Below are 12,311 nucleotides of genomic sequence, written 5' to 3'. Positions count from 1 at the left end.
CCCAAGCTTTCAGCTAATTTGATTAATTTGGCCGTTGAGCCTATTTAAACGACTTTAGCAATGGATCGCGTTGATATTAAAAGGTTAGCGGAAAAACTGAACTTGTCTACTTCCACGGTTTCAAGAGCATTCAGAGGTAACAGTGACATCAATCCTGAAACGAAGGCAAGGATACTTGCTATGGCTAAAGAGTTCAATTACCAGCCGAACCATCATGCCAGCAACCTGAGAGAGAAAAAGAGCAAAACGATAGCTATCATAGTGCCAGAACTAGCCAATAACTTCTTCTCACAAGCCATCCACGGTATAGAACGCGTAGCGCGGGAAAAGGGCTATCATACACTGATCTATGTGACAGATGATGAGTATCAGAAAGAGGTAACGTTCATCGATAAGCTCTATAATGGCCGTGTGGATGGCATCATCATGTCGGCTTCCGGTGAGGCGAATGATCACAAATACCTGAACAGGCTTGATAATAAGCATATCCCACTTGTATTCTTCGATAGGGTATACGATGATATCGATGTACCTAAAGTGACTACGGATGACTATGACAGCAGCTTTGCCGCTACGCGTCACCTGATAGAAATGGGCTGTAAGGAGATCGCTTTCCTGGTGATCAACAAAAGCTTGTCAATTGGTAATGTCCGTATGCAGGGGTACCAGGATGCATTGAAAGACGCCGGCATTGAGTACAACACACACCTGGTAATAGACTGTTCGAATGACTATGACCAGAACTTTGAAATACTGTCGAAGGTATTGAAAGAACAGCGTCCAGATGGTCTGCTAGCTTCCGTAGAACGTCTGGCTATCTCCAGTTACTACGTTTGTCACGACCTGGGGATCCGGATACCGGAAGATATTAAGATCGTTAGTTTCTCCAGTCTGGAAATTGCATCACTGCTCAACCCTGCATTATCTACCATTACACAACCGGCTTATGACCTGGGTACGAATGCCGCCCAGCTACTCTTCAAAGCCCTGGAAAGTGACACTCCGATTAATGATCAGGTCGTACTTAGCTCTAAATTGATCCCAAGAACATCCTCTACCGGTGTAAAAGCAGGGGCTGCCGGAAGGGAGTAAGCAAAAAGAAAGAAAGTGAAAGCAACTACATTTCACTTGTTATATGTGCTTTTGAATTCAATTAATTGTTTATCAATTAATTGAATTTGATTTAACTTGTCTTGTCCCTCTATTTCTCTGTCACTTTTTAACTTTTTTTTAAAAAAAAGTGTTTCAGAATGTTACACTATTCAGGAAATACTCTACTTTAGCAAAAGTGTTCCACGCTCCGGGAACGTTCCCGGAAATGAAAAATAAGCCAAAATGAATCCTACTTAAAGCAATTACAGCATTCAGACAAGGCCGGATGGCAGCATCCGGGACGGCCGGGAAAAGGTTATGCTACCCGGATCATCCCGGGAAAAATGACAGATCATCGGCACGTAACTATTGAACTTCCGGAATAACTCCGGACCTCTGGGAAAACAGGTAACGGTCAGTAACCGGTTTAATCACGACAAGAAGAATCCATAGTTGTTGAATTTAAAAAAATTCGACAGGGGGGGACTTTGCTTAAAAAGTCCGGCAGTGAACTATTGTGAAACAAATTTCTTATCAACTAATTAATCGATCAATGAAAAGAACACGCTTTGCCAGTTTTGCATTTCTGCTGTGTTTCGTGTTGATGTCCCTTTTAACCTATGCACAATCGGGCAGTATCAGCGGAAAAGTGACGGACGAAACAGGGCAGCCGATTCCCGGCGCCACCGTCTTCATCAAAGGCACCAGCAAGAACGCTACTGCTGATGCCGGGGGTAACTTCACCATCAATGGTGTGGCACCAGGCAATATCGTTGTGGTGGCGCGTATTATGGGGTATGAAACGTTTGAGCTGCCTGTAAATGCAGGCAATCATGCAGCACCGCTTACCTTGCAGTTGAAAGCAGATACCAAAGGTCTGAACGAGATTGTAGTAGTTGGTTACGGTACACAGAAAAAGAGCGACCTCACAGGCGCTATAGCTGTTGTTTCTACCAAAGACTTTAACAAAGGACCTTTAGCCTCTCCGGAACAGCTGATCACCGGTAAAGTTCCCGGTGTACAGATCACCTCCAATGGTGGTGCTCCCGGAGCTGGTAGTACTATCCGCGTACGTGGAGGTGCATCTCTGAATGCTACAAATGATCCTCTTATCATCGTTGACGGAGTGCCGCTGGATAATAACAACGTAAGCGGACAGTCCAACGGATTAAGTCTTATCAACCCGAATGATATTGAATCTTTCAACGTACTGAAAGACGCCTCTGCTACCGCGATCTACGGTTCCCGCGCATCCAATGGCGTTATCATCATCACTACCAAAAAAGGCCGTCTGGGCGATAAGTTCCGCGTTTCTTTCAGCTCTACCAATGCAGTTGCAAAAGTAACCGGCTATTCACCAGTATTAAATGCAAGTGAGTTTACTGATGTGGTAAAAGCGAATGGCACTCCTGCACAGATTGCGCTGCTGGGTACTGCTAATACTAACTGGCAGAAGGAAATATACCAGTCTGCGCTTAGCAGTGATAACAATCTTGCTCTTAGCGGTTCCTGGAAGAAATTACCTTACCGCATTTCAGTGGGTTACCTGAATCAGGATGGTATCCTGAAAACATCCAATCTGGAAAGAAAGTCGGCTTCCATCAACCTTTCTCCTAGTTTATTCAATGATCATCTGAAGATAAATGTGAACGTAAAAGGCTCTATGGCCGATAACCGCTTTGCCGACCAGGGAGCTATCAATGCCGCTATCGCCTACGATCCTACCAAGCCTGTACGCACGGATAGTGCAACATTTGGAGGCTACTACGAATGGTTGTATAACGGTAAACTGTATGACCTTGCTACCAAAAATCCTGTAGCGATGCTGGAACAGAAAGTAGATAGATCCGAAGTGAAAAGAAGTATCGGTAATATCCAGTTTGACTATAAATTTCACTTCCTGCCAGAACTGCATGCTAACCTGAATATGGGGTATGACTATCAGAAAGGAGAAGGTAATACCAACATTCCCAAGTATGCTGCATTGGCTTACTATAACGGTACCGGCGGTTCTTACAAACATTACTCTCAGGAGATGAAGAACAAGTTATTTGACTTCTACCTGAACTATGCAAAAGACCTGAAAGGTATCAAAAGCCGCATCGATGTAATGGGCGGTTATTCCTACCAGGATTTCATCATTGCCACTCCTGGTTATCCGACACTTGATGAAAGCGGCGATACTACTACTGCTGCCGGTAACTACAGTGAAGCGCAACATACACTCGTATCTTTCTTCGGTCGTTTGAACTATACATTCAACGAAAAATATCTGCTGACCTTCACGATGCGTCGTGATGGTACCTCCCGTTTCAAACAGCATTGGGGCAATTTCCCTTCTGTAGCATTTGCATGGAAGCTGAAAGACGAGTCTTTCCTGAAAGATTCAAAGACATTTTCCGACTTGAAACTGAGACTGGGATATGGTGTGACGGGCCAGGAAAACATCGGTGTCGGTAAAGAATACGCTGCGTTATCCCGCTATACTTATGGTGATGCAAACTCCTCTTACCAGTTAGGTGATGCTTTTTATAAAACACTACGTGCTGCCGGATACGATCAGAATATCAAATGGGAACAGACTGCTACTTACAACGTAGCATTAGACTATGGTTTCCTGAACAACAGGATCTCCGGTAGTATTGACTTCTACTACAAGAAAACCACCGACCTGCTGGCCGATGTAACTACACCTGCCGGTACGAACCTGACCAATACACTCTATACCAACATCGGTAGCCTGGAGAACAGAGGTGTGGAATTCATTATCAATGCTACACCGATTGAAACCAAAGACTTCCGCTGGGACGCAGGTTTCAATGTCACTTATAACAAGAACCAGATACTTTCTCTTTCCAAAGCCAAGTCAGATACTTCTGTAGGTATTGCTACAGGTAATATCAGCGGTGGTACGGGAAATAATATACAGATCAACTCTGTAGGACACCAGATCAATTCTTTCTACGTATACAAACAGGTATATGACAAGAGTGGCAATCCGATAGAAGGTGTGTATGAAGATACAAATGGTGATGGCGCCATTACTTCGGATGATAAATACCGTTACAAATCTTCCAATCCGCTCGTATACCTGAACTTCAATTCCCAGTTCAATTACAAACAATGGAGCCTCGGTTTTAGCGTACGCAGTAATCTGGGCAACTACATCTACAACAACCAGGCATCGAACAACGGATCTTACAAAACCTTCCAGAACAGTAACTACCTGGCTAATCTGTCTAGGAATGTAATGTCCACAAAGTTCGCCACCACGCAATACTGGTCTGATTACTACGTGGAAAACGGTTCCTTCCTCCGTATGGATTACCTCAACCTCGGTTATGACTTCGGCCGCCTGATGCACGACAAACTGGGATTACGCCTGAACTTCAACGTACAGAACGTATTTGTGATCACGAAGTACAGCGGCCAGGACCCGGAAGTGTTCAGTGGTATAGATGATAAGTTCTATCCTCGTCCACGTGTGTATTCTCTAGGTGTTAACCTCGATTTTTAATTAACAAACAGGAAACGTTATGACCAAGAAATTCATATATCAGATAGTACTGGCCGGAGCAATGGCATGGGGACTGGCTTCCTGTACCAAAGACCTGGATCGTACGCCAATCACAGAAGCTACATCTGCCAGCGTATATAAAGACTTTAACAATTACAAGCCTATCCTCGCCAAATTGTATGGAGGCTTTTCAGTGACCGGACAGGTAGGTCCTACCGGTAGCCCTGATATCACCGGTATCGATGAAGGTACATCAAGTTATATCCGCGGTTATTTCCAGATGCAGGAATTACCTACAGATGAAGCGGTGATCGGCTGGAATGATGGTACCCTGCAGGACTTCCACCAGATGGACTGGACTGCGGACGATAACTTTATTAATGCCATGTTCTCCCGCTTGTTCTACCAGATAGCACAGTGTAATGAGTTCATCAGGCAAACGTCTGACGCTAATCTGGGTAGTAACGGCATTGCCGATAAAGACCAGGCGACTGCAAAGACCTTCCGTGCAGAGGCCCGCTTCCTGCGTGCATTGACATACTATCATGCGATGGACCTGTTTGGCAGTGTACCATTTGTAACAGATAGTAATGAAGTGGCGTACTATTATCCTAACCAGATCTCCCGTGCAGACCTCTTCGCTTACATAGAACGTGAACTGAAAGATATAGAAGGGGAGATGGTGGACGCGCATACCAATGAATATGGCCGTGCCGACAAAGCCTGTGTATGGGCGCTGCTGGCGAAGTTATATCTCAATGCAGCCGTATATACAGGTACTGACCGTTATACAGAAGCGGTTGATTACAGCAGCAAAGTGATCACCTCCGGTTATACACTGGCAGCCAGTTATGCAAATATGTTCAAGGCCGATAATAATGCCACTTCTCAGTCTGAGTTCCTGCTTACCGCTAACTTCGACGGTACGCGTACACAGACTTACGGCGGTACTACTTACCTGGTACATGCGGCTGTAGGTGGTAATATGAATGCGGCAGATTTCGGTGTGAACAGTGGCTGGGGTGGTTTACGTACTACCAGTGCTTTTGTGAACCTGTTTACTGATCTCACCGGTGCTACTGATAAACGTGCGATGTTCCATACCGATGGTCAGAACAAAACTATTGCCGACCTGGGAACATTCACTGATGGTTATGCTATTACCAAATGGTCCAATAAAACATCTAAAGGTGCAGATGGTTCCAATTCTACATTCGTAGATACGGACTTCCCACTGATGCGTCTTGCAGAAATGTACCTGACCTATGCAGAAGCAGTATTACGTGGCGGTACCGGAGGCAGCACAACAACTGCACTTGGTTATATCAATGAGCTGCGGGAAAGGGCATACGGTAACACTTCAGGTAACATCACCGCCGGTGAACTGAATCTGAAATTCATCCTGGAAGAAAGAGGACGTGAACTATACTGGGAAGGGCATCGCAGAACAGACCTGATCCGTTATGGACTGTTCACCGGAAGCACTTATGTATGGCCGTTCAAGGGCGGAGTAGCAGCAGGTACTTCTGTAGCAGATTTCCGTAACGTATACCCGATACCTACCAGTGCACTGGTGGCTAATCCTAATCTGATCCAGAACAAGGATTATTGATCGCAAAACAGCATTTAACCACAATATCAAAATACTCGCATCATGAATGCCTGGTTGAATAAAATAATAGCAGGAAGCTTTTGTGTGATAGGTTTACTCTCCTGCGAAAAACAAGACAGCTTCACACAGGTGAAGACGGGTACTGCACCTACATTTTCCGCTACGGCCACTGAGTTTACTTTTTCAGAAGCAACCGCCGGAGAAGATGCCGTGACTTATTCCTGGACGGCCTCCGCCGACTGGGGATACAGGGCCGTAGTAAACTATACCTTACAGATCGATGAGAAAGGCAATGGCTTCAGACAGCCTGCTGAAGCTTTCAGTGCAAACAATAGTCTGAACAAAACATTTACAGTTGCTGCGCTGAACCAGGTTATCAATAATATGGGACTGGCCGCTGGCCGCCAACATGAGTTGGTGATCCGTGTAAAAGCTGCCGTGGATACTATTGGCGATGAAGTATATTCTGACAGTGTACTGCTGACCGTTACACCATACTATGTACCGAAGGTATATCCTTCCGTTTATGTGCCCGGCGCATATGAAGGATGGTCTTTCGACGATCCGCGTCTGGGTGCATTGGCTTCTGTAAATAACGATAAAGTATATGAAGGCTATCTCCATTTTCCAGATGCCAATACCGAGTTTAAAGTAGCCGCTGCCAAGAGCTGGGATGTTAATTATGGTGATGGTGGCGGTGGCGCTATGGTGTCAAATGGAAGTAATAATATGAAAGCCGCAGAAGCAGGTTATTACCGGTTGACGGCTAACCTGAATACATTGACATGGTCGCTCACGAACACTACCTGGAGTATTACCGGTAGTGCTACAGGCGGGGCGGACAAAACAATGACCTTCGATGCGGCCACAAAAAAATGGAGTGTGACAACTGCGCTGCAGGCCGGCAACTTCTACTTCAGAGCTAATAACGCCAACACCATTGCACTGAGCGATGATGACAATAACGGGGTGCTGACCGCCGGGAGTACCGGCGCCATTAATATTGAAACTGCCGGAACATATACCATCACAATGGACCTGAACAATCCCGGCAACTACATTTACACACTTGCTTTATAGGATAGAATGATTGCATGAAAAATGCAGCCCGGTCCCAATCTGCCGGGCTGCATTATCTTAAACAACAGAAGACTCAACACGCATGTTACAGACGAGAAGAATTTTATTGACCATTATCCTGATGCTGACCACTGTTTGTACATCCATAGCACAGGTGCCCAAACTGGAAAGGATAGAACCCGCTTTCTGGTGGACAGGTATGCAGGACCCAATGGTGCAGCTGATCGTGCATGGAGATAAGATTGCCACACGTGAAGTATCGATCAGCTATCCTGGCGTAACACTGGGAGAAGTGCATAAGGTAGAGAATCAGAATTATTTGTTCGTTGATATTACTATCTCTTCTTCAACTGTTCCGGGAACGTTCCCCATTGTATTCAGACAGAAGGGGCAGAAGGATCTTGTTTATCAGTATGAGCTGAAGAAACGGGAAGAAGGTATTAAAGCGCAGGGCGTGAACAGCAGTGACCTGGTATACCTGATCATGCCTGACCGTTTTGCTAATGGCGATAAAAGCAATGATATCGTCAAAGGAATGCAGGAAACATCGTTGAGCAGAGATTCCATGTATAAACGTCATGGCGGCGATATACAAGGTATCATTGATCATCTGGGATACCTGCAGTCGCTGGGAGTGACCGCATTGTGGATGACGCCACTCGTTACAAACGATCAGCCTGCGGCTTCCTATCATGGTTATGCGGCTACGGAAAACTATCGCATTGATCCGCGTTTCGGATCCAATGAACTGTATAAAGTACTGGCCGACAGTCTGCATAAGCGGGGGATGAAACTGGTGCAGGACCTTGTGCATAATCACATTGGCAGTCAGCACTGGACCATGAAAGATCTGCCAATGAAGAATTGGGTACATCAATGGCCGGCATTCACCAGGTCTAATTTCAGGGCTGCTCCTTTGATGGACCCATACAGTGCAGCTGCCGACAGAAAACAGATGACCGAGGGCTGGTTTGACTTACATATGCCCGACATGGACCAGTCTAACCCATATGTACGCAGGTACTTTACGCAAAGTCATATCTGGTGGATAGAGTATGCCGGTGTGGACGCTTTCCGACTGGATACCTACCCGTATAACGATGCCGATTTTATGGCAGAATGGGGAAAGGCCATTAAAGCCGCATATCCGGGCTTTACCTTCTTTGGCGAGGTGTGGGTACACAGCGGCCCCGAACAGGTCTTTTTTACCCAGGGAAATACAGTTAACAGGGCATTCGATACACAGCTGCCTGGCACTACCGATTTCCAGAGCCTCTGGGCTATTGGTGCAGCGCTGAATGAGAAACCGGGTTGGGATGATGGTGTTGTGAAGCTGTATGCTACACTGGTGCAGGATTATCAGTACCAGGACCCTATGCGTAATGTGGTATTCCTGGACAATCATGATCTGAGCCGTTTTTACTCTGTCGTAAACGGCAATAAGAACAAATATAAAGCTGCCCTGGCCTGGTTAATGACTACCCGTGGTATCCCGCAGTTGTATTATGGCGCCGAGATAGGCATGAAGAACTTCAGCAATCCGGACGGACTGGTGAGGGAAGACTTCAAAGGTGGATGGGCTGGTGATACGCAGAATAAATTCACAACTGCCGGTCGCAATGCAGAAGAGAACGAGTTACATGATTATGTCAGCAAACTGGCTAATTACAGGAAGAATAACCCGGTACTACAAACAGGAAAACTGATGCAATACATCCCGCAGGATAATGTCTATACCTATTTCCGTTACAATGCGGAAAAGACGGTGATGATCGTACTGAACCCGAATGCAAAAGAGATCGCATTATCTACGAGCAGGTTTATGGAAAGGACCAGTGGTTTCTCCAGTGCAAAGGATATCATTTCGGGGGATAGTTTCAGCCTGTCAGACAGCCTCCGTATTCCTGCAGAGAGCACAGTTGTGATGGAGTTGCAGCGATAATATTAATAAAAGATTTACCTGAATATATGCAAGGAATAGCAGCATGCATTTTTGATCTCGATGGCGTAATAGTAGATACAGCAGTCTATCATTTCAAGGCCTGGAAGAGACTAGCCAACGAACTGGGATTCAGTTTTACAGAAGCACAGAATGAAAAGCTGAAAGGTATCAGCCGTGTACAATCCCTGGAGCTCATCCTGGGATGGGGCGGTATGGAAAAATCTCCGGAAGAGCAGCACGAACTGGCTACCCGGAAGAACGACTGGTATGTGGACATGGTGCATCAGATGACGCCGGACGAAATACTGCCGGGTGCAAAAGAATTACTGGAAAGTCTGCGGGCGGCAGGTATAAAAACTGCGCTTGGATCGGCCAGCAAGAATGCAGGTATTATACTGGAAAAGGTGGGTATTCTGCCCCTGTTTGATGTGGTAGTGGACGGTAATATGGTATCCGCCTCGAAACCAGATCCGGAAGTATTTCTGAAAGGAGCGGAGGCTTTGGGTGTATCTCCTGAAAGGTGTATCGTGTTTGAAGACGCCATTGCTGGTATAGAGGCCGCCAAATCAGGAGGAATGAAAGTCGTGGGTATAGGGGAGAAGGAGTTGCTGCACGAGGCTGACCTGGTTGTCGAAAGCCTGCGGGAGATCGATATTCAAATACTGACCAATTTATACAACTCAAAATAAAAAATGCCTTTGCATTTGCAAAACGGTGCCATTAGTAAGAGTCATGAAGCAATACATTAAAATAGACGGGTGGAACATCATTGAAGAAGGTTTTGTGCCACATTACAATAAGATTTCCGAGAGCATATTCAGCCTGGGCAATGGCCGTATGGGGCAGCGGGCCAACTTTGAAGAGTTTTATTCGGGAGAAACACTGCAGGGCAACTATGTGGCCGGTGTGTACTATCCCGATAAGACCCGTGTTGGCTGGTGGAAGAATGGTTACCCGGAATATTTTGCTAAAGTATTGAATGCCGCCAACTGGATCGGTATTGATATACGTATTGACAATGAAGTGCTGGACCTGCACACCGCGCAGGTCAGTGATTTCCGCCGTGTACTGAACATGCAGGAAGGATATTTGCAGCGCTCATTTACAGCAACTTTATCCGGTGGTAAACAGGTACGTGTGGTGGCCACCCGCTTCTGCAGTATCGTTGATGATGAAACAGGTGCGATCCGTTATAGCGTCACGCCATTGAACTTTGACGGTACATTACAGGTCACGTCTTACATCGATGGGGATATAAAGAACCAGGACGCCAATTATGACGAGAAGTTCTGGGATGAGATGAACGCCCATGTAGAAGGCAATAGTGCTTACCTGACATTGAAAACAAAAAAGACAGGTTTCCTGGTATGTACCGGTATGCAGTTCAGTATACATCAGGATGGCAAACCAATACAACTGACCGTTACTCCGGAAGGAAGGGAAAAGTATGTAGGCGGTTGTACTGCTGTCTTTATGACCCGTAACCAGGAAACAATTATCTATAAATACGCAGCTAATCTTTCTTCAGAAAATCATGCAGCAGCTGCGCTGGATAACAACTGTGAGACAGCTGTAAGCAAAGCGGCCGCGAAAGGTTTTGATATGATGCTGGCCGAACAGGCTGCTGCCTGGGCGTTGAAATGGAAAGAAAGTGATATCATCATAGAAGGCGATCCTGCTGCACAGCAAGGTATCCGCTTCAATATCTTCCAGCTGAACCAGACCTATACAGGTGAGGACGCCCGTCTCAACATCGGACCTAAAGGATTTACCGGTGAGAAATATGGTGGTTCCACCTACTGGGATACGGAAGCTTACTGTATTCCTTTTTACCTCGCCACTGCCGATCAGCAGGTAGCAAGGAATCTGCTCATCTATCGTTACAAGCAACTGGGTAAGGCCATTGAAAATGCTGCTAAACTCGGCTTTAACAATGGTGCGGCACTCTACCCGATGGTGACAATGAACGGCGAAGAATGCCACAATGAATGGGAGATCACATTCGAAGAAATTCATCGTAATGCAGCTATCGCTTTTGCCATTTTCAACTACATTCGTTATACAGGAGATGAAGGTTACCTGGCGGAATATGGACTGGAAGTACTGATCGGTATAGCCCGTTTCTGGTCGCAACGGGTGAACTGGAGTGACGCGCGTAACCAGTATGTGATGCTGGGTGTAACCGGTCCGAATGAATATGAGAATAACGTAAACAATAATTGGTACACCAGCACAATGGCAACGTGGTGCCTGCAATATGCAATAGAGGCAGCACAACAGGTAAAGGACACTGCTCCTGAGAGGTATGCAGCTATCCTGAAACGGACATCTTTTGACACCGGCAGGGAAACAGAGAAATGGCAGCATATCATCGATAACATGTATTATGCGGAAGATAAACAACTGGGCATCTTCCTTCAGCAGGATGGTTATATGGACAAGGAACAGATCCTTGTGAAAGATCTGGACCCTGCTCAAAGACCATTGAACCAGAAATGGAGCTGGGACCGGATCCTGCGCTCATGTTATATCAAACAGGCCGACGTATTGCAGGGACTGTACTTCCTCGAAGACCGTTACGACATAGACACGCTGCGCCGTAACTTTGATTTTTATGAACCGCGCACCGTACATGAAAGTTCTTTGTCGCCCTGCGTACATGCAATACTAGCGGCGAAGCTGGGAGATGAACAACGCGCGCATGAGTTCTATCTGCGCACTTCCCGTCTTGACCTGGATGATTATAACAACGATACGGAAGACGGTTTGCACATTACATCAATGGCGGGCACCTGGATGAGCGTAGTGGAGGGATTTGCCGGTATGCGTGTGAGAGAGGGCCAATTACAGTTTACGCCATTCCTGCCTGGTAAATGGCAGTCTTTTGCCTTCAATATCCGTTTCAGAGGAAAAGTGCTGAAAATAAAAGTGGGTCAGCAGGGAGTGAATATTGAGAATGGATCTGCGGAGGATATTACAGTACTCGTTTATGGAGAACCGGTACAGGTACCGGCGGGAAAAACGGTGACGACAAAACAAGGAAACTTAGTCAATTAAAATATTTATCC

At 46.1% G+C, this 12,311-nt stretch carries 7 protein-coding genes; all 7 read left to right on the top strand.

The window, feature by feature from the left end:
- The first annotated feature begins 60 nt into the window (after nt 1-60).
- The 7 genes from C7475_RS06330 to C7475_RS06300 all read left to right on the top strand — a co-directional run bounded on the left by C7475_RS06330 (nt 61) and on the right by C7475_RS06300 (nt 12,300).
- Nucleotides 61-1,092 (top strand): LacI family DNA-binding transcriptional regulator, encoded by a 1,032-nt coding sequence (locus C7475_RS06330; protein ID WP_110052358.1) that lies wholly within the window; start codon nt 61-63, stop codon nt 1,090-1,092.
- Nucleotides 1,093-1,645: 553 nt separating this feature from the next.
- The gene (locus C7475_RS06325; RefSeq protein WP_110052356.1) at nt 1,646-4,609 is read left to right on the top strand and encodes a TonB-dependent receptor; all 2,964 of its coding nucleotides are present in this window, start codon (nt 1,646-1,648) and stop codon (nt 4,607-4,609) included.
- A gap of 19 nt (nt 4,610-4,628) precedes the next feature.
- Nucleotides 4,629-6,221, top strand: a complete 1,593-nt coding sequence (locus C7475_RS06320) for a RagB/SusD family nutrient uptake outer membrane protein (protein WP_110052353.1) — start codon at nt 4,629-4,631, stop codon at nt 6,219-6,221.
- Nucleotides 6,222-6,263: 42 nt separating this feature from the next.
- The gene (locus tag C7475_RS06315; protein WP_110052351.1) at nt 6,264-7,301 is read left to right on the top strand and encodes a SusE domain-containing protein; all 1,038 of its coding nucleotides are present in this window, start codon (nt 6,264-6,266) and stop codon (nt 7,299-7,301) included.
- Nucleotides 7,302-7,383: 82 nt separating this feature from the next.
- Nucleotides 7,384-9,243 carry a glycoside hydrolase family 13 protein gene (locus tag C7475_RS06310; RefSeq protein ID WP_110052349.1) on the top strand — a complete coding sequence of 620 codons (1,860 nt, stop codon included), beginning with the start codon at nt 7,384-7,386 and terminating at the stop codon, nt 9,241-9,243.
- 26 nt (nt 9,244-9,269) lie between these two features.
- Nucleotides 9,270-9,932: a beta-phosphoglucomutase gene (gene pgmB / locus C7475_RS06305; protein WP_110052345.1), complete on the top strand. Its 663-nt coding sequence runs from the start codon at nt 9,270-9,272 to the stop codon at nt 9,930-9,932.
- A gap of 43 nt (nt 9,933-9,975) precedes the next feature.
- On the top strand, nt 9,976-12,300 hold the full coding sequence (locus C7475_RS06300) for a glycoside hydrolase family 65 protein (protein WP_110052342.1): 2,325 nt from the start codon (nt 9,976-9,978) through the stop codon (nt 12,298-12,300).
- Nucleotides 12,301-12,311: the final 11 nt, after the last annotated feature.

This window comes from Chitinophaga sp. S165 (genome assembly GCF_003182155.1).
In the GTDB taxonomy this organism is placed as follows: Bacteria; Bacteroidota; Bacteroidia; order Chitinophagales; family Chitinophagaceae; genus Chitinophaga.
This window is presented reverse-complemented; position numbering and strand designations above follow the sequence as displayed.